Origin of the sequence: Brevundimonas subvibrioides, assembly GCF_027271155.1 — a bacterium.
In the GTDB taxonomy this organism is placed as follows: Bacteria; Pseudomonadota; Alphaproteobacteria; order Caulobacterales; family Caulobacteraceae; genus Brevundimonas; species Brevundimonas subvibrioides_D.
Genome location: NZ_CP114542.1, coordinates 1,163,343 through 1,181,396, shown reverse-complemented (window position 1 = coordinate 1,181,396; position 18,054 = coordinate 1,163,343). Strand labels below are relative to the sequence as shown.

16 protein-coding genes are annotated in these 18,054 nt (G+C 68.3%); 7 read left to right on the top strand and 9 right to left on the bottom strand.

Annotated elements, in window-relative coordinates:
• The first annotated feature begins 10 nt into the window (after positions 1-10).
• From gap to fba, 4 genes are all read left to right on the top strand, one after another.
• Positions 11-1,018, top strand: coding sequence for a type I glyceraldehyde-3-phosphate dehydrogenase (gene gap, locus O3139_RS05885; RefSeq protein WP_269516061.1), 1,008 nt, complete (start codon positions 11-13; stop codon positions 1,016-1,018).
• Positions 1,018-1,413 carry a hypothetical protein gene (locus O3139_RS05880; protein WP_269516060.1) on the top strand — a complete coding sequence of 132 codons (396 nt, stop codon included), beginning with the start codon at positions 1,018-1,020 and terminating at the stop codon, positions 1,411-1,413. The genes gap and O3139_RS05880 overlap by 1 nt, the downstream gene beginning before the upstream one ends.
• A 39-nt stretch (positions 1,414-1,452) precedes the next feature.
• A complete protein-coding gene (locus O3139_RS05875; protein WP_269516059.1) occupies positions 1,453-2,661 on the top strand; it encodes a phosphoglycerate kinase in 1,209 nt (402 codons plus the stop codon).
• Between the two features lie 80 nt (positions 2,662-2,741).
• Positions 2,742-3,827: a class II fructose-bisphosphate aldolase gene (fba, locus tag O3139_RS05870; RefSeq protein ID WP_269516058.1), complete on the top strand. Its 1,086-nt coding sequence runs from the start codon at positions 2,742-2,744 to the stop codon at positions 3,825-3,827.
• 54 nt (positions 3,828-3,881) lie between these two features.
• Here fba and O3139_RS05865 read toward each other — a convergent pair whose 3' ends face one another.
• Positions 3,882-4,520 (bottom strand): DUF2799 domain-containing protein, encoded by a 639-nt coding sequence (locus O3139_RS05865; protein ID WP_269516057.1) that lies wholly within the window; start codon positions 4,518-4,520, stop codon positions 3,882-3,884.
• Between the two features lie 112 nt (positions 4,521-4,632).
• Here O3139_RS05865 and O3139_RS05860 point away from each other — a divergent pair, with 112 nt between their 5' ends.
• Positions 4,633-5,625 (top strand): RluA family pseudouridine synthase, encoded by a 993-nt coding sequence (locus O3139_RS05860; protein WP_420022347.1) that lies wholly within the window; start codon positions 4,633-4,635, stop codon positions 5,623-5,625.
• Between the two features lie 291 nt (positions 5,626-5,916).
• Complete coding sequence (gene rpoH, locus O3139_RS05855; RefSeq protein WP_209321251.1) at positions 5,917-6,804, top strand: RNA polymerase sigma factor RpoH; 888 nt, start codon at positions 5,917-5,919, stop codon at positions 6,802-6,804.
• Between the two features lie 12 nt (positions 6,805-6,816).
• On the opposite strand, the gene O3139_RS05850 is transcribed toward rpoH, so the two are convergent.
• The 8 genes from O3139_RS05850 to O3139_RS05815 all read right to left on the bottom strand — a co-directional run bounded on the left by O3139_RS05850 (position 6,817) and on the right by O3139_RS05815 (position 16,978).
• Positions 6,817-7,623: a response regulator gene (locus O3139_RS05850; protein ID WP_269516056.1), complete on the bottom strand. Its 807-nt coding sequence runs from the start codon at positions 7,621-7,623 to the stop codon at positions 6,817-6,819.
• 73 nt (positions 7,624-7,696) lie between these two features.
• The gene (locus O3139_RS05845; protein WP_269516055.1) at positions 7,697-8,992 is read right to left on the bottom strand and encodes an adenylosuccinate synthase; all 1,296 of its coding nucleotides are present in this window, start codon (positions 8,990-8,992) and stop codon (positions 7,697-7,699) included.
• An 80-nt stretch (positions 8,993-9,072) separates the two neighbouring features.
• Positions 9,073-10,227, bottom strand: a complete 1,155-nt coding sequence (locus O3139_RS05840; protein WP_269516054.1) for a phosphoserine transaminase — start codon at positions 10,225-10,227, stop codon at positions 9,073-9,075.
• A gap of 2 nt (positions 10,228-10,229) precedes the next feature.
• On the bottom strand, positions 10,230-11,147 hold the full coding sequence (locus O3139_RS05835) for a DnaJ C-terminal domain-containing protein (RefSeq protein WP_269516053.1): 918 nt from the start codon (positions 11,145-11,147) through the stop codon (positions 10,230-10,232).
• A 100-nt stretch (positions 11,148-11,247) separates the two neighbouring features.
• The gene (locus O3139_RS05830) at positions 11,248-14,937 is read right to left on the bottom strand and encodes a baseplate multidomain protein megatron (RefSeq protein ID WP_269516052.1); all 3,690 of its coding nucleotides are present in this window, start codon (positions 14,935-14,937) and stop codon (positions 11,248-11,250) included.
• Positions 14,937-15,383, bottom strand: a complete 447-nt coding sequence (locus O3139_RS05825; protein WP_269516415.1) for an NlpC/P60 family protein — start codon at positions 15,381-15,383, stop codon at positions 14,937-14,939. Before O3139_RS05825 ends, O3139_RS05830 begins: the two co-directional genes overlap by 1 nt.
• A 176-nt stretch (positions 15,384-15,559) precedes the next feature.
• Positions 15,560-16,201, bottom strand: a complete 642-nt coding sequence (locus O3139_RS05820; RefSeq protein ID WP_269516051.1) for a baseplate hub protein — start codon at positions 16,199-16,201, stop codon at positions 15,560-15,562.
• A 135-nt stretch (positions 16,202-16,336) separates the two neighbouring features.
• Entirely contained in the window at positions 16,337-16,978 is a 642-nt protein-coding gene (locus O3139_RS05815; protein ID WP_269516050.1) for a DUF2460 domain-containing protein, read from the bottom strand.
• A gap of 192 nt (positions 16,979-17,170) precedes the next feature.
• Here O3139_RS05815 and O3139_RS05810 point away from each other — a divergent pair, with 192 nt between their 5' ends.
• Positions 17,171-17,854 (top strand): DUF805 domain-containing protein, encoded by a 684-nt coding sequence (locus O3139_RS05810; protein ID WP_269516049.1) that lies wholly within the window; start codon positions 17,171-17,173, stop codon positions 17,852-17,854.
• The last annotated feature ends 200 nt before the right edge of the window (positions 17,855-18,054 follow it).

Below are 18,054 nucleotides of genomic sequence, written 5' to 3'. Positions count from 1 at the left end.
CTAAGCCATCATGACCGTCCGCGTCGCCATCAACGGCTTTGGCCGCATCGGCCGCCTCGTCCTGCGTTCCATCGTCGAGCACGGCCGTCGCGACATCGAGGTGGTGGCGATCAACGATCTGGGCCCGGTGGCGACCAATGCCCACCTGCTGAAATACGACAGCGTCCACGGCCGCTTCCCCGGCACGATCAGCCACGGCGATGACTGGATCGACGTGGGTCTGGGCAAGATCAAGGTCACGGCCGAGCGCGACCCGGCGAACCTGCCGCACAAGGACCTGAACGTCGACATCGCCTTCGAATGCACGGGCATCTTCACCGCCCGCGACAAGGCCGAGGCGCACCTGAAGGCCGGTGCAAAGCGCGTCCTGATCTCGGCCCCCGGAGACAACGCCGACAAGACCATCGTCTACAAGGTCAACCACGACACCCTGACCGCTGACGACATCATCGTCTCGAACGGCAGCTGCACCACCAACGCCCTTGCCCCCGTCGCCAAGGTCCTGCACGACCTGTTCGGGATCGAGCGCGGCTATATGACCACGATCCATTCCTACACCGGCGACCAGCCGACGCTGGATACGATGCACAAGGACCTGTACCGCGCCCGCGCCGCGGCCCTGTCGATGATCCCGACCTCGACCGGCGCCGCCAAGGCCCTGGGCCTTGTCCTGCCCGCCCTGAAGGGCAAGCTGGACGGATCGTCCATCCGCGTCCCGACCCCGAACGTCTCGGTCGTCGACCTGAAGGTCGTCGCCGGTCGCGACGTCACGGTCGAGGAGATCAACGCCGCGCTCCAGGCCGCCGCCGACGGCCCGATGAAGGGCGTCCTGGCCACCACCGACGAGCCACTGGTCTCCAGCGACCTGAACCACATCGCCGCGTCGAGCACCGCCGCCCTGCCCCAGACCCAGGTCGTCGACGGCAGGCTGGCCCGCGTCCTGACCTGGTACGACAACGAATGGGGCTTCGCCACGCGCATGGCCGACACGGCGCTGGTGATGAGCAAGCTGATCTGATGGGCCGCATCGGCCCGAATGGCCGACGCGTTCTCGAGGCCGTCATCCTTGCGATGGCCGGCCTTATTGCGAGCATGGGCGTCACGTTCGGCTGCCTGATCCGCAACATGATCTTTTGGCCGGCGGAGTTTGCGCACAATTTTGGCGCGTCTGACCCGGCCGGGTCCCGCGCCTTACTGCATGGACGCATGCCTGGCACGAGTTTGTTCGACATGGGGATGACGCTTGTCTTCGCCCTGATGATGCTGATCTGGATGTGGGCCTTCGTGTCGTTTTTGCGCCGTGACCCTCGATCGCCCATCACCTGGGTGTCGGGGTCTCTGATCAGTGCCGCCTTTGTCTGGTTCTGTTGGAAGAACTGGTTGATGGCCTATCCCGTCTGCAATGCCTTCTGACCGACCACCGGCGGTGCCGGACGAATTTCGAGAAACAAAATGACCTTCCGCACCCTCGCCGACGCCGCAAAATCTGATGGGGGCCTCGCCGGCAAGACCGCCCTCGTCCGCGTGGACTTCAATGTCCCGATGGAGGATGGCCGGATCACCGACGACACCCGACTGCGCGTCGCCCTGCCCACGATCCAGAAGCTGCGCGACGCCGGGGCCAGGGTTGCGCTGCTGGCCCATTTCGACCGGCCCAAAGGCAAGGTTGTGCCGTCGATGAGCCTGCGCCCCGTCGTCAAACCCCTGTCCGACCTACTGGGTGCCCCCGTCCGTTTCGCCGACGACTGCATCGGGCCTGACGCCGTGGCCGCCATCGCCGACCTGGATGCCGGTGGCGTCATCCTGATGGAAAACGTCCGCTTCCACGCGGCCGAAGAAGCCAACGACCCGATCTTCGCCCGGAACCTGGCCGACCTCGGCGACCTCTATGTCAACGACGCCTTCTCCGCCGCCCACCGGGCCCACGCCTCGACCGAGGGCATCGCCCACCACCTGCCCGCCTATGCTGGCGAGTCCATGCGGCGCGAACTCGACGCCCTCGACGCCGCCCTCGGCAATCCAAAGACCCCCGTCATCGGCATCGTCGGCGGAGCCAAGGTCTCGACCAAGCTGGATCTGCTGAAGAACCTCGTCGGCAAGCTGGACCGTCTCGCCATCGGCGGCGGCATGGCCAACACCTTCCTGTTCGCCCAAGGCATCGACATCGGCGGCTCGCTCGCCGAACGGGACATGGCCGAGACGGCTCTGGAGATCATCGCCGAAGCCCGATCGAAGGGCTGCGAGCTGCTGCTGCCCGTCGACTTCGTCGTGGCCACAGAGGTCAAGCCCGGTGCCGCCAGCCGCGTCGTCATGGCCGGCCAGCCCCTGTCCGCCGACGACAAGATCCTGGACGCCGGCCCTGCCACCGTCGCCCGCCTCGTCGAGGCCCTGACGGCGTCGAAGACCCTGATCTGGAACGGGCCACTCGGCGTGTTCGAGGTTCCACCCTTCGACACCGCCACGGTCGCTGTCGCCCATCACGCGGCGGCGCTGGCCAGGGCCGGGGTCCTGATCGCGGTCGGCGGCGGCGGCGACACCGTCTCGGCGCTGAATCACGCGGGTGTGGTCGACGACATGACCTTCGTCTCCACCGCCGGCGGGGCCTTCCTCGAATGGATGGAGGGCAAGCCGTTGCCCGGCGTCGAGGCCCTTCGCGCCTGAACCGGCTGTAACACGGCGTGACTTGAGTGCGCCGGCCCGCTAAAGCGTGGGCAAAACAAAAGACCTCAGGAGCCTACCCCATGGCGCGCATCACGCTGCGACAGCTTCTCGACCATGCGGCCGAGAACGACTACGGCCTGCCGGCCTACAACATCAATAACATGGAGCAGGGTCTGGCGATCATGGAGGCGGCGGAGGCCGTCAATTCGCCGGTCATCATCCAGGCCAGCCGCGGCGCGCGGACCTATGCCAATGACATCGTCCTGGCCAAGCTGATCGACGCCCTGGCCGAGCTCTATCCGCACATCCCGGTCTGTATGCACCAGGACCACGGCAATGGCCCGGCCACCTGCGCCACCGCCATCCAGTACGGCTTCACCTCGGTGATGATGGACGGCAGCCTGAAGGAAGACGCCAAGACCCCCGCCGACTATGAATACAACGTCGACGTCACGCGCCGCGTGGTCGAGATGGCCCACAGCTGCGGCGTCTCGGTCGAGGGGGAGCTGGGCGTTCTGGGCAGCCTGGAAACCGGCATGGGAGAGGCCGAGGACGGCCACGGCTTCGAGGGCGTTCTGGACCACGCCGCCCTTCTGACCGACCCGGACCAGGCCGTCGATTTCGTCAGCCGCACCAAGGTCGATGCCCTGGCCATCGCCATGGGCACCTCGCACGGGGCCTACAAATTCAGCCGGAAGCCCGATGGGGAGGTCCTGGCCATGCACGTCATCGAGGAAATCCACCGTCGCCTGCCCGACACCCATCTGGTCATGCACGGCAGCTCGTCGGTACCGCAGGACCTGCAGGACATCATCAACCAGTATGGCGGCGAGATGCCCCAGACCTGGGGCGTGCCGGTGGAAGAGATCCAGCGCGGCATCAAGCACGGCGTGCGCAAGATCAACATCGACACCGACAACCGCATGGCCATGACCGGCGCTATCCGGAAGGTGCTGGCCGAAAAGCCCGGCGAGTTCGACCCGCGCGCCTATCTGAAGCCCGCCAAGGAGGCCATGCGCAAACTCTGCGTGGAACGCTTCCAGCAGTTCGGGTGCGAGGGCCAGGCGTCCAAGATCCGCCCCATGTCCACCGCCCAGATGGCCCGGCGCTATGCCAAGGGCGATCTCGACCCCGTCTACGGGCGCGAGCTGAAGGCAGCATCCTGACGCGCCCGGAAAGCCCATATGGAACAGCCCGGCACTGACCGCCGGGCCCGTCGTCTACCAGGTGCCGTAGATGTCCCGGAACCGCCATCGCACATCGCGAACGGCCGCCTCTGCGTCGTCCAGCTCGGCCTGGGCGCGGTACCAGTCGCGTTCGGTCGATTCGCGCTCCAGACGGATTTCCCTGATACGGTCTCGAAGGGCGTCGCGTTCGTCATCCGTGAGCTGGGGCTGACGCATTTCGTCCTGTTTGGCGGAAATCTTGTCGTCCAGCTCATTCAGGCGAGACGCCAGCCCGTCGACGTTGCTGCGCGCGGAATCGACCGCAGCGATCGCGGCATGAACGATCTGCCCGTCGTGATAGGCCGGCAGGAACTGCGCCTCCTGTGACGGTGTGCAGACTCCGTTGTAAGCCTCTCCCTGGCGCCCGACCTGAAAGCCTCTGGCCTCTGTGCAGTACTGCATCAGACCATCGGCACGCGCGGACTGATAGACGGACTGCTCAGGGACGACGCCGTATTTGGCACAGGCCTCGGCATGCGCGTCCAGACGGCTCATCGGGTAGCCAGCCTGGCCATCGGCATAGCCGACTTCGCCCCAGGCCCCGGCACGGCACTGATCTTCACTCATCGTCGCACAACTGCCGAGCAGCATGCCTGCGCCCACCACGCCGAGCGCGAGTGCCAGTCGTTTCATCGAAATTCTCCCGGCCCAATGCCAAGCTTGACCATGCCGCAATCGCCCGGGCGTGTCACGACGGGAGGCGGATGCTAGAGCCGGTGCAGGAGGCTGCTTGTCCGATCCAGACCTGAATTTCGACGACGACTGCGCATTGACTGAACCTTTGCGCATCCACGTCGGCGCGTCCGGGCCGAGGCTGGACAAAACTCTGGCCGACGCCTGCCCGACGTTGTCGCGCGCGCGTCTCCAGGCGCTGATTGCAGACGGCGCAGTCACGCTGAACGGCATCGTGCTCACCAACGGATCGGCGAAGGCCGTGGCAGGGGACTATGAGATTGTCGTTCCGCCCCTCGCCTCCGCCACGCCCGCGCCCCAGGCCATCCCTCTGGTCGTCCTGTACGAGGACTCCGACCTGATCGTCATCGACAAGCCCGCCGGCATGGCCGCTCACCCCGCGCCCGGCACGCCTGACGGCACCCTGGTCAACGCCCTGCTCCACCACTGCGGCGCGTCCCTGTCCGGCATCGGCGGCGTCGCCCGCCCGGGTATCGTCCACCGCCTCGACAAGGACACCTCCGGCGTCATGGTCGCCGCCAAGTCCGACCGCGCCCATTCGGGTCTGTCCAGACTCTTCGCCGCCCACGACATAGAGCGCACCTACATCGCCCTGACACGCGGCGCGCCCTCGCCGGCACGAGGCCGGATCGAGACCCTGATCGGACGTTCCGCCTCGGATCGCAAGAAGATGGCCGTGCTGAAGTCCGGCGGACGAAACGCCATCACCGACTACCTGGTCCAGGCTCGCTTTGCCGTGCCTGCCAAGGTCGGTGCCGCGCCGCTTGCCGCCCGGGTCGCCTGTACCCTGCACACGGGTCGCACCCATCAGATCCGGGTGCACATGGCCTCGAAGGGGGCCCCGATCCTGGGGGATGCAACCTATGGCTCGGGCAGTCCGGCACCCGGCGTCCGTCATGCGATCGAGCAGTCGGGCCTGACCCGGCAGGCGCTCCACGCTTCTGTGCTCGGTTTCGTCCATCCCGTGACCGGAGAGCCGCTGCGCTTCGAAACGCCCCTGCCGGCCGACATGGCCCGGCTCGAGTCGATCCTCGCGGCCCTTTAACGGGGACGCACGCGGGTAACGATCGAAGAGTTGTTGGCGAAACGATACATACGCCTGCCCGGAACAGGCGCGGCATTGAGTAAGTCTTGATTAACTACGCACTACCTGCTATACACCCTCCCGAACGGTGCAAGTGGCGCCAGGGTCACGGTCGCAGGTCTCTGTGACGATCCGCCTCTGACAAGGGCGGCAACCCATCGCTATCTGTCCGGTTGAGGGGTGAGGAGGCGGTGCACATCCGGTGGCCGCCTGCGTCGAGCCTGCTCGGATCTGGGTTCGGAGGGACCAAACATGGCTGCAATGAAATCACTCGCGGTGATGTCGCCTGAACAGGGGCTGTCGCGATATCTGACGGAAATCCGCAAGTTTCCGATGCTGACCAAGGACGAGGAGTTCATGCTGGCGAAACGCTGGTCCGAACACCAGGATTCCGAAAGCGCCCACCGCCTGGTCACATCCCACCTTCGCCTCGTGGCCAAGATCGCCATGGGTTATCGCGGCTACGGCCTGCCGATCGGCGAGGTGATCTCGGAAGGCAACGTCGGCCTGATGCAGGCCGTCAAGAAATTCGACCCGGACAAGGGCTTCCGCCTGGCGACCTACGCCATGTGGTGGATTCGCGCCTCGATCCAGGAATACATCCTTCGCAGCTGGTCGCTCGTGAAAATGGGCACCACCGCCGCGCAGAAGAAGCTGTTCTTCAACCTGCGCAAGGCCAAGAGCCAGATCTCGGCCTTCGAGGAAGGCGATCTGCGCCCCGAGCATCTCGCCGCCATTGCCACCAAGCTGGGCGTGTCGGAAGAAGAGGTCACCAACATGAACCGCCGTCTCGGCGGCGACGCCTCGCTCAATGCTCCCCTGCGGGTCGACGGCGAAAGCGAGTGGCAGGACTGGCTGTCGGACGACAACGCGGTCTCGCAGGAGACCGCTCTGGCCGACTCAGAGGAAAAATCGATCCGCATGAGCCTGCTGGAAGAGGCCATGGGCGAGCTGACCGAGCGCGAAAAGCACATCCTGACCGAACGTCGACTGAAGGACGATCCGGTCACCCTTGAAGAACTCGCGGGCGAATACGGGGTCAGCCGCGAACGCGTCCGTCAGATCGAGGTTCGCGCGTTCGAGAAGCTGCAAAAGGCCATGCGCGCTGCGGCCGAGGAGCGAAACCTCATCGACGCCTGACTCGACGCGGCGTCAGCCCGCCCGGGCCAGTGTCTCGGGCGGGGCAAGCGCCAGGATGGCGCCGATCGGTTCGGCCAGCCCGGCCTTGTTCGGCGCTCCCAGCGCCATATAGCCGTCCAGCCCGGCCACGGCGATCGCCAGGCGGGCGTCGGAGTTCTTTGTGGCCACCGCCTTCAACGTCTCCACCTGCTGCCTGATGGCGCGCGTCGCCTGGGTCGGATCGTTGTCGAATTTCGCCAGCGCCGCCGCCAGAATGCGCATTGCCTGATCCTTGACCTCCAGGGCTGCTTGCGCCGCTGAAGCCGGCTTGTCGGCCGTCCGCTTCTGCGGCCCCGCATATTCGCCCGAGTTGAACCGGCGTCGGTCCGGTCCGACGTAACGAACCCCCTCGACCCAGTCGCGCGGCTTCAGGGCCACGTTCTCGATCCGCCTGAACAGGTCGGCGCTGGCGAAGGGTTTTCTCAGGAATTCGTGGACACCCACGTCGCGGGCCCCCCTGATGGAAGTCGCCGTCGCGTCGGCCGTAACCATGATGATCGGCGCCCGGCGGCAGGCCAGGTGCGAACGGCGGATGCGTCGGGCCAGTTGTTCTCCGTCCAGCTTGGGCCCGCTGCGCTCCGTGAAAATCAGCCCTGGCTCCATCTCGCGCGCGTGGTCCAACGCCCGGTGCTCATCGGCCTCGGTCACGACCTCGCGCGCACCCATGCTTTTCATGATGTCCTGCAACAGACGTGCGGACGCCAGGTTCGGATCGGCGATCAGCACGCGGCGCACCACGGGCTCGATCCGGTTCAGGGTCTTGGTATCGGCTGAGAACAAGCTTGGCCCTCCTGGCTGAAGGGGATACCTAGCGCTGCGGCGGTTAAGGCGACGTTGAACCGAAACGACTTTTTCAGCCGTGGAACGGATCCCGGATCAGGATGGTGTCATCCCGCTCGGGGCTGGTCGACAGCAGCGCCACCGGGGCCCCGATCAACTCCTCGATGCGCCGGACGTACTTGATCGCATTGGCGTTCAGATCCCTGAAGCTGCGCGCCCCGGCCGTCGTTTCGCTCCAGCCCTCCAGTTCCTCGAACACGGGCTCTGCCGCCGCCTGGGCGTGCAGGCTGCTCGGCAGATAGTCCAGCACCTCGTCACCGACCCGGTACCCCACGCAGATCTTCAGCGTCTTCAACCCGTCCAGCACGTCCAGCTTGGTCAGTGCGATCCCGTCGATGCCGTTGATCGCCACCGATTGACGCACCAGGACCGCGTCGAACCAGCCGCAGCGACGCGCCCGGCCCGTGTTCACGCCCACCTCGCGCCCCACGGTCGCCAGATGCTGCCCGATCTCGTCCTTCAGCTCGCAGGCGAACGGACCCTCGCCGACGCGGGTCGTATAGGCCTTGACGATGCCCAGCACATATCCGACCCCACGCGGCCCGATCCCGGACCCGGCCGCCGCCTGCCCTGCCACCGTGTTCGACGACGTCACATAGGGATAGGTCCCGTGATCGACGTCCAGGAAAGCGCCCTGCGCCCCCTCGAACAGCACCCGCTTGCCCGACTTCTGCGCCTGGTCCAGCACCCGCCAGGCCGGCTTCACATAGGGCAGGATCTTCGGCGCGATCTCCAGCAGCTGGGCCAGCAGCGCCTCGGGATCGATCGGGTCCAGTCCCAGACCGGCCCGCAGCGGATCATGGTGCGACCGCAACCGGTCGATCTTGACCTTCAGGTCGTCGGCATTGGCCAGGTCGCAGACCCGGATCGCACGGCGGCCCACCTTGTCCTCATAGGCCGGGCCGATGCCCCGCCCCGTGGTGCCGATCCGCGCCCCGACCGCATTCGCCGCCGCCTCGCGCGCGACATCCAGCGCCGGATGGATCGGCAGGATCAGACACGCATTGTCCGCAATGGTCAGGATGTCCGGATTGATCGAAACGCCCTGGGCCTCGATCTTCCCGATCTCGCCGACCAGGTGCCAGGGATCGACGACGACGCCGTTACCGATGATCGAGGGCTTGCCCTGCACCACGCCGCTCGGCAGCAGGGCCAGCTTGTAGACCTTGCCGTCCACGACCAGCGTGTGGCCCGCATTGTGCCCGCCCTGGAACCGTACGACCATGTCGGCGCGGTTCGACAGCCAGTCGACGATCTTGCCCTTGCCCTCGTCGCCCCACTGGGCCCCGACCACCGCCACGTTCGCCAAAGGATTCGTCTCCGCTGAATGCGGGGAGGGCTATAGCGGTCGAATGGGCGGATGTCGTCCCGACCGGGACGATTAAACCGTCACAGCTCCGCGACCGCCGCCCCGAACGCCCAATCCAGCCAAGGCGTTGCCGCCAGCACGTCCTCGGTCTCGACCGTGCAGCCGCACCAGAGCCGCAGGCCCGCCGGCGCGTTGCGGTGGCTCTCGACGTCGAACGCCGCGCCCTCGGCCTCCAGCAGGCCCTTCATCCGCTTGACGAAGGCCTGACGTCCCGCCTCGTCCAGGGCTGTCACGCGCGGGTCGACGATCTTCAGGCAGACCGAGGTCGTCGACCGCGTCGCCGGATCGACGGCCAGGCTTTCGATCCAGTCCGTCCGCTCCACCCAGGCCTGCAGCGCCGCCGCATTGGCGTCGGTGCGGCGGATCAGCTCGCTCAACCCCCCGACGCTTTCCGCCCACTCCAGCGCATCGATCCAGTCCTCCAGCGTCCACAGGCTGAAGGTGTTGATCATCGACCCCGTGGCCAGCGCCCGGTCGAACCCCTTGGCGTCTCTGAGCCGCAGGACCTTGGGCACGGGCCGGGGCGGCACATAGGTGTCCAGCCGCTCGATCGCACGCGGCGACAGGGCCGCGACCCCGATCCCGGCCTCTCCGCCCAGCGCCTTCTGGAAGCTGAACGTCACCACATCCAGCCTGGAATAGTCGATGGCCATCGCGAAGGCCGCCGACGTCGCATCGCAGATCGCCAGCCCCGTCCGGTCCCTCGAGATGAAGTCCGCGTTCGGCACCCGAACACCAGACGTCGTCCCGTTCCACGGAAACACCAGGTCCTTGTCGGGGTCCACGCGCGAAAGGTCCGGCAGTTCGCCCCAGGGCGCTTCCAGCAGTTCCAGGTCGTCGAGCTTCAGGTGGTCTTTCGCATCGACGGCCCACTGCTTGCCGAAATTCTCGAACGCCATGACCTGCACCGGCCGCTGGCCCAACATCGACCACATGGCCGCCTCGACCGCACCCGTGTCCGATCCCGGCAGATAGGCCAGCACCCAGTCCTCGGGCACCTCCAGCACCGCCTTGGTCAGGCGGATGCCATGGGCGAAACGCTCCACCACCTCCGGTGCGCGGATCCCCCGCCCCAGCAGGGTCTGCGGCAGCCCTTCAGACGACCAGCCCGGCCGCTTGGCCGTCGGCCCGGCCGAGAACCACGGCCGCTTCGGCTTTACACTCGGCTTGTCCACGCTCAGCTCTTTCCGGGCCTGTAGGGACGGCTTTTGCGCCAGTCCTCCGCGATCCGTTGCAATATCGGATCGATGGTCTCGGGCAAGGTCACGATCAGTCGCGCCTTCAGGTCGCCGCGCGATCCACCCGCATAGGCCCCCTTGCCCTTCAGCCGCAGCGTCTGGCCCGAGTTGGCCCCCTTCGGCACCGTCACCGAGACCGGCCCGTCCGGGGTCGGGCATTCCACCTTGCCCCCCAGAACCGCATCCGGCACCGAGAGCGGCAGATCCATGATCAGATCCGCCCCGTCCACCTTGAACACCGGATGGACCGCGATCCGCAGCTCGATCAGCGCATCGCCCGCTTCTGTCCGCCCGGGCGCACCCTGTCCGCGCAACCGGATCGTCTGCCCGCTGGCCGCGCCCTTGGGAATGGTCACGTCCAGCGTGCGCCCGTCCGAGAACTGGATCCGCCGCGTCGCCCCGACGATGGAATCCTCCAGACTGATCTCCAGCGTGGCCCGCACATCCTGCCCGCGCCCCATGCCGCGACCCGGCCCCCGCGCGGCCCCGCCGCCGCCGAACCGCCCGAATATCTCCTCCAGATCCAGGTCCTCGAACGCTGCCCGTCCACCGGGGCCGCCCGCGCCGAAGCCGCCGAACCCACCGCTCGTTCCGCCCGACGAACCACCGCCATAGCCGCCGCCATATTTCTGCTGGCCGTCGGCATCGATCCGTCCGGCGTCGAACTGCGCCTTCTTCTCGGGGTCGCTCAGGATGTCGAAGGCCGCAGAGGCACGCTTGAACCGCTCTTCGGCCCTGGCGTCGCCGGGGTTCTTGTCGGGGTGCAGTTCCTTGGCCAGCTTGCGGAACGCGGCCTTGATCTCGGCGGCGCTCGCCCCCCTGGACACGCCCAGTTCCTTATAGGGATCGCCCGCCACGCCGTTCGCCGCTCCGTCAGAGAATCAGGGTCGCCCCTGCATCACATGCCGGAACGCTTCCCTGTCAGTTAGGGCATGGACCGCGCTGCGCAATCGTTTTTCAGGCCGCCAGCCTGCAAACCGCCTCCCGGCCCCAGCCCCAGTCGACCCCATACTGCGCCACGGCGACCCTGGCGCCCTCCCCCGGCCCTCCCGGAAAGTCTGCCGCCAGGTCCGCCACGGCATAGACCGCCGACAGCCCCTCGACCTCGAACACCCGCCGCTCGACGTCGCCGTCCAGCACACGCACCCGGAACCGTCGGGCGTCCACCTCCGCCGCTTCGATGTCCCACCGATCGCCCCCGACCCGCACGCGCGGCAGCCAGCTGACGCCCAGCCCGTCTGGTCCCGGCGCGACCCGCAGTGCCGCCGGTCTCCATGGCCGATCGACCACACCCTCGAACCGGAACGGCACCTCGGCGAAGCCCACGCCGCCCGGCACAGCCCCGACCGGCCCGATCCGCGCCAGGCGATCCAGCCTCCGCTCGGCCGGATTGAGGTCCAGCCGGCCCGCGCGCCCGTCCAGCACGACCACCGTCGCTCCGACCGCCGCGCCGCCTTCGGCCTCCACCTCCGTGCCCTGCTGCCCGCGCAGCAGACCCGACAGCCGCCAGATTCCCGAGGAAACCAGGGTCGCCTCCCGGAACGACAGAATCTCCCATCCCGCCACGCCCTCGACCGCCAGCAGATTGGCGTGGCCCAGCACGGCACCGTCGCTCGCGGAAGTCGGCGCGGTGCCCTCCAGCGCGACGACGAGCGTATTCACCTCGTCCCATCGATCGACCGGCCCGGGCCCCAGATCCCCGACCAGCCGCCCCACGGTCGCGGGCGTATCGACGGTGCCACGCTGTATCAGTGCCCGGGACGTCTCCCCGACATGGACCGCCATCGGCCGCCAGGGATGGCCCGCCGCGATCACGATCGGTCGACCATCGGTTTCCGCACCCGGCAGCCCGGGCAGATCCAGAATTCGGGCGAACGGCACCCCCGGCGGCTCGGCCCCTTCCGACAGCCGCGTCGGCCCATCGTCCTCCCCGGCGACGCCGCCTGTCCGGCGGGCCAGCCGCGCCGACGGCGTTTCGTCCAGCGACACACGCTCGACGCGCCACCCCCCGGTCTCGCCCTCCACCGCCACCGTATCGCCGGGCTCCAGCCGCAACGCTTCCAGCGGCCCCAGGGCCAGCGTCAGCCGATCCGCCCCATCCGCCGCCAGCATCCGCCGCGCCAGCGCCGTCCCCAGGGCCGTCCCGCAGACGGCCGGCAGGTCCACGTCGACCCCACCGCCGCCTGTCGCCGCCTCGGCCCGCGCCACGACCGCGCCGGTCTGATAGTCCGCCCCGTCGTCGATGAACCGAACCCGGGCCGTGTTCGGCCGCGCCTCCAGGACCCGCTCCTGCACTGGCCCCGACGCCTCTTCGCCCAGCGCCAGCGCCGTGAGCGCGACCGTCGTGTCCGCCGCCTCGACCCCGACCAGTGCCACCCGTCCGTCCCGCTCGGCCCCGACCATGTCGAAGGCCCCCAGCAGAGGTTCCAGAGCATCGCGCGTCCGCATCGGTCGATCGATCACATAGCCCGAAACTTTCCCGACCGGCTCCCCGACCTCGAACCCGTCGGTCTCCAGACCGCCCCGCCGAAGGATCGCCGCCAGCAGCGCCCGTGCCTCGCCGCCGACTCTCCCGTTCAGCCAGTGTCCGGCCCGCCATGCGCCCGCATCGGCCCAGACGTCACCCAGCGCCGGAAACGCCGGATAGGGCCGCGCGTCCCAGCACCAGGCGTCCGCCCCGGCCAGCATCGGCCCGCCATAGACCGGCGACAGCGGATTGTTCGGACCCGTTGCGAAATGCTTCAGCACCGCCTCCAGCGCCCGCCGCTGCATCCCGTCGTTCCTCGCGCCCGTCGAGAAAGGTGGCAGCGAACTCTCGGCCGACTTCGGGTCCTGGAACAGGTTCGGCGCATTACCACCGCGGTCCACCGCCGCGCAGCCGAACTCCGTCAGCCGGATCGGCTTCATCCCCGGCACCCAGGCCGTCGGCACCGCGGACCGCACCCCGCCCGGCCGGTCATAATGGGCATGGCTCCACCAGCCCTTCAGGTCTTTGGGCCGAAACACCCAGTTCTCGCCGTGCGCCTTGTCAGCGATGGCGGTGCGTACCTGCGCCGCCCGATCCGCCACGTCGGCATAGAACCAGTCGAACCCCTCGCCGCCCGCGACTTGGGTGCCCAGATAGAGGGGATCGTCCGGCCCCGCGAACGCCTCAGCATCCCGCCCGCCATCGCCGCCCCGCCAGTCGCCCAGCGGCGGATACCAGTCGATGCCGACGTAATCGATCGCCTCATCCGCCCACAGCGGATCGAGGTGAAACACCACATCCCCCGACCCGTCATCCGGTCGATGTCCCGAATACTCCGACCAGTCCGCGGCATAGGACAGGGCCACCCCCGGCCCCACCACGGCGCGGCATTCCGCCGCCAGCGTCCGGTATTGCTGAACCGCCGGATATCCACCCGCCGCGTCCCGCGTCCTGGTCAGGCCCCGCATCTCCGACCCGATCAGCAGCCCGTCACAACCCGTCTCGGCCGCTAGCCCGGCATAGTGCAGCGCCAGCCTCCGCAGGCCCCACCCGTCCGCCGTCCCGAACACCGCGGCGACCTCGGCCGCCGCCCCCGGCCCGTCCTCGCCCTTCAGTCGCCCACGCCACGGATAGCCTTCGCAGTCCATGAACACGAAGGGATAAAGCGTCACCGCCCATCCCCGCGCCTTCAGCGCCGCCACCGTCTGGCGCACACTCTCGTCCGACGGCGTCCCGCCATAGCCAGGCCGGCCATCGACCTCCGAGATCAGATGTGCCTCATCGCGCCCCAGCCCCGCCACAGACCAGATCAGCGGCTCGGTCGGCTTGTTCCGCCGCTCCACTCCCGGCTTCACCACACAGTGCCCGGCCCTCAGGTCGGTCCCGAACCAGCCGATCACCAGACTGACCCGCTTGAGGTTCGGCAGCTGCGCCGCCAGCTGGTCCAGCGAAGCGATCAGGTCCGTCCGCCCATCGCCCAGGTGCATGTTCTCGGGCCGCGTCCGCGTCAGCCCCTCACGCCGCATCACGGCTTGCGTTGCCAGCACGAACTCCCCCGCTCCGGGGATCAGGCAGACACCCTCCAGCATCGTCTCCAGCCCGTCGCCTTCCGGCCTGCGAAACACCTCGAAGCTCAGCTGCGGCATCCGATCGCCATAGGGCCCCAGGGGCAGGTCCTCGAACACCACATAGGCCGTCCCGCGATAGGCGGGTGCCGCCCCCTCCACCGCCTCGATCAGCGGATCCGGCGTCTGATCCTCGCTCCCGCGATAGACCCGCATCGCCACACCCGTCTGGTCCATCGGCGTGCCGTCGGCCCAGACCCGCCCGATCCCGTCGATCGGCCCCTCGCACAGCGCGACCGCAAAGCTCAGCGAATAGCCATAGTCGACGGTCCTCGGCCCGCCCTTGCCGCCCCCGCTCCGGTTCCTCTGCTCCAGGAACCGCGCCGCCCAGATCAGCTGACCCGTCACGCGCGCGCGTCCGAACACACAGGCCATCGGCGACCCTTCCGCCGTCGACTGGATCTTCAGCGTCTCCAGCCTCGGCCCGACCTGGCGCGCCGGCGACAGGGCTCCGATCAGCGCGCGATCCGCCGCACCCCCCAGCGCCGCGCCAAGGCTGCGTCCGAGTCCGCCGCCGATCGCCTGTCCGATCCCGCCGAGAACGACCTGCGCCATCAGGAACCTCTCTTGTCATCCCGGCCCCGAGCCGGGACGGGCCAGGCAAAGGCCGCCACCAGCCGCCTCTGCCACCAGGGCCCCATCCAGCTTTCGACCACCGCCCGCCCCCAGTAGGCATGGATGATCCGCGGCTCCGGTCCGTCGACGGACGACACGATCCCGCAGTGCTTGACCATGGCCCCCTCCACCATCCGGAACAGCAGCACATCGCCCGGCCGCATCGCGTTCACCGGCTTCTCGACCAGCCACCGCCCCGCCGCCTCCAGCAGCGTCTCGACACCACCGACCTCGGCCCAGTCCGGCGCATAGGCCGGCAGTGCCTCCGGCTCCTCGCCGATAACCTCGCGCCACACCCCGCGCACCAGTCCCAGACAGTCCGCGCCCGCGCCCTTCGTGCTCGCCTGATGCCGATAGGGCGTCCCCAGCCACCCCTGCGCGGCCATCACCACAGCCTCTCCCTCCGCCTCGGGGGAGAGTGGCCGAGCCGCAGGCGAAGCCGGTTGGGGCGGGCAAGGCAACCCGGACTCAACTCTGCGCGACCTCGCGTCGCCGCCCCCACCCGGTCGCGTCGCGACCTGCCCTCCCCCGAGGGGAAGGGAAACGGCAGAATTCACCCCCCTCACCGTTTCCCCCCGTCATTCCGCCCGCCGGTTGCCGGATAGGCCGTCAGGAAATCGTCGCCCGGAATCCTCGGAAAGCCCTGGAAGTTGATCCCGTTGCCGAACACCCCGACGCAGGTCTCCCAGCGCTTGTCGCAAGCTCGCCCCGCCGGATCGACCCGGCACCGCCGGTCCCCCAGCACAGCATCGCAAGCCCGCCCGTAGGTCCGCCCCACGACCCGCTCCAGCGCCGCCAGCGGCCCTTCGACCTCGGCCGTGAACCCCGCCCCCTCGCGCCGGATCCGGCTGAATGTCCCGACCCCCAGCCGCACCTTCAGGTCCGGCCGCCTCCAGTCCACGCGCCACACCTCGACCCGTGCGCGGTCCCACAGTCCAGCCGCGACATCGGCCGCTGTGATCCGGTCGTCATCGAGCACGCCTGCGACGGCCAGCGTCCCGCCGCCCAGCCCCGCCGAAGCGTCCGTCGCCCCTTGAGTCCACCCGCTGCCCGCCGCGCAGACGACGCCATCCACCTCCAGGCCGCGATCGTGGTCCGTAAAGCCCATCCGCGCCCCATCCGTCCGCACGACGATCCAGGCATGGCAGAGCGTCGCCGCCCCGCTCTCGATGCGGGCGGCCAGTTCAGTCGGTATGTCCCTCATGATCCTCCCCCATGGGGGAGGGGACTTCGAAGCGGTGGAGGGGGCCGGCCCCGGACACCCTGCTCGCCGCGAGCCCCCTCCGTCACGGCGCAAAGGCGCGCCGCGCCACCTCCCCCGGGAGGGGAGGATTTCGTCTCAGACCCTGACCTCGATCAGCGGCACCGCTGCCATCCGCCCGGCGTCGAAGCTCTCAAGCGTCATCTCCAGCCGGTCCGCGTCGAACCGCACCGGCGTGTCGAACAGGAAACCCGCCGACACCACCGTGCCCTTGCCCGGTGCCCTGGCCAGCGTGACCACGCCCGTCGTCGCATCGACGGAAAAGCCCGCGCCCGACACCGCAATCCCGTTCACGGCAAGGCGTACCGATCCCTCGACCGGCTTGGTGATCGGCCGCTGCAGGCCCTCGCCCGGACCCGATCCGGGGTCGCCATAGGCCTTCACCAGCGGAAACACCGCCCGCGTCCCGTCCCCCGTTCCCAGCACCTGGTCCCCGGCTGCCGGCGTCCCGCCCGGCGCGCACGAGGCGAAGTCCGCGAAGTCCCGAAACCGGAACCCGTACAGCCGGCCCCGCCGCGCCTCGAAAAAGGCCGTCAGCGCCGCCATGTCCGCCAGCGACCTCAGGTTCGCCCCGATCAGATACCGCCTGCGCCCCATGGCCCAGGGACTGTTCCGCCGCTCGAACCCGGAGGCCAGGGTGACGATCTCGGTCCGCCGCTCCACCCCACCCGTCGATCCGAACGCCAACCGGGCGGGCAGCCTCACCTCATGAAAACTCATCTGCACCCCCGACACCCTGTCTTGTCATCCCCGCGAAAGCGGGGACGGGCCGGCAGCCTCACCTCATGAAAACTCATCGCCACCCCCCACACTCTGTCTTGTCGTCCCCGCGAAAGCGGGGATTGTCGCCGCCCGGTGCCTCGTCCAGTCTGGAGGCGGGCCAGCCTCGGCCCCGGGCAAGGGAGCCATCGGATGCGCGGCCAGATTCTCGATTTCGATCCGGCGGCGGGTTCGGGCCTGATCAGCGGCGACGACGGAATCCGCTACGCCTTCAACGCCGACCAGGTGACGCCGCCGTCCAGAATCACCACCGGCCTGCGCGTGGATTTCGTTCCCGTGGCCGGTCAGGCCACCAACATCATGCTGCTGGCCGCCGCCGCGCCGTCGCCTGGCCCGTCGGCAACCCCCGGCGTGCCCGTCGATACCTTCGACTTTGCGAAGGCGATGTTCTCGTTTTCGGGACGCCTGCGCCGCTCTCATTTCTGGACGTCATGGGCGATACTGTTCGTCGGCGGCGGGGTGCTGAACTTCATCCCGTTACTCAACCTCCTGGGCATCCTGCTTCTGTGGCCGCACCTCGCGATCGGAGCGAAGCGGCTGCACGACATGGGCAAGTCCGGCTGGCTGATGGCCATCCCCTATGGGGTGATGATCATCGGCGGCTTCTATGCGTTTTTTTCGGTCGGCATTTCGGCCATTCTGAATAGCGAAAAGCTCGAGGCCGAGGACCCGGCGGCGATCCTGGCCACCTTTGGGCCGGCCCTGGGCATCCTCAGCTTCACCTGGCTCGTCGGTATCGCCTTCTGGCTCTGGATCGGTCTCACCGAAGGCCAGCCCGGCGACAACCGCTACGGTCCCAACCCGAAGACCCGATAGGACCCATCCATCTTCGGCTTTTTCAGGGACCTGTCATCCGGCCGGAGCGAAGCGAAGAGCCGGGACGCTGGACCGCGCCACCATCTCTCCCGGAAATCGCGCCAGCGATTGTCCGGGAGCCAGTTTGACCGCTCACGATCGTCTCCCGGACAGCCGCTTCGCGTCTTCCGGGAGGTCAATGACTGGCGTCTCCGGTCCCG

Excerpts from the sequence above, each read along its gene's own strand:
- gap (WP_269516061.1), top strand. The coding sequence starts at position 11 with ATGACCGTCCGCGTCGCCATCAACGGCTTTGGCCGCATCGGCCGCCTC.
- O3139_RS05880 (WP_269516060.1), top strand. The coding sequence starts at position 1,018 with ATGGGCCGCATCGGCCCGAATGGCCGACGCGTTCTCGAGGCCGTCATC.
- O3139_RS05875 (WP_269516059.1), top strand. The coding sequence starts at position 1,453 with ATGACCTTCCGCACCCTCGCCGACGCCGCAAAATCTGATGGGGGCCTC.
- fba (WP_269516058.1), top strand. The coding sequence starts at position 2,742 with ATGGCGCGCATCACGCTGCGACAGCTTCTCGACCATGCGGCCGAGAAC.
- O3139_RS05865 (WP_269516057.1), bottom strand. The coding sequence starts at position 4,520 with ATGAAACGACTGGCACTCGCGCTCGGCGTGGTGGGCGCAGGCATGCTG.
- rpoH (WP_209321251.1), top strand. The coding sequence starts at position 5,917 with ATGGCTGCAATGAAATCACTCGCGGTGATGTCGCCTGAACAGGGGCTG.
- O3139_RS05830 (WP_269516052.1), bottom strand. The coding sequence starts at position 14,937 with ATGGCGCAGGTCGTTCTCGGCGGGATCGGACAGGCGATCGGCGGCGGA.
- O3139_RS05825 (WP_269516415.1), bottom strand. The coding sequence starts at position 15,383 with ATGGCCGCGCAGGGGTGGCTGGGGACGCCCTATCGGCATCAGGCGAGC.
- O3139_RS05820 (WP_269516051.1), bottom strand. The coding sequence starts at position 16,201 with ATGAGGGACATACCGACTGAACTGGCCGCCCGCATCGAGAGCGGGGCG.
- O3139_RS05815 (WP_269516050.1), bottom strand. The coding sequence starts at position 16,978 with ATGAGTTTTCATGAGGTGAGGCTGCCCGCCCGGTTGGCGTTCGGATCG.
- O3139_RS05810 (WP_269516049.1), top strand. The coding sequence starts at position 17,171 with ATGCGCGGCCAGATTCTCGATTTCGATCCGGCGGCGGGTTCGGGCCTG.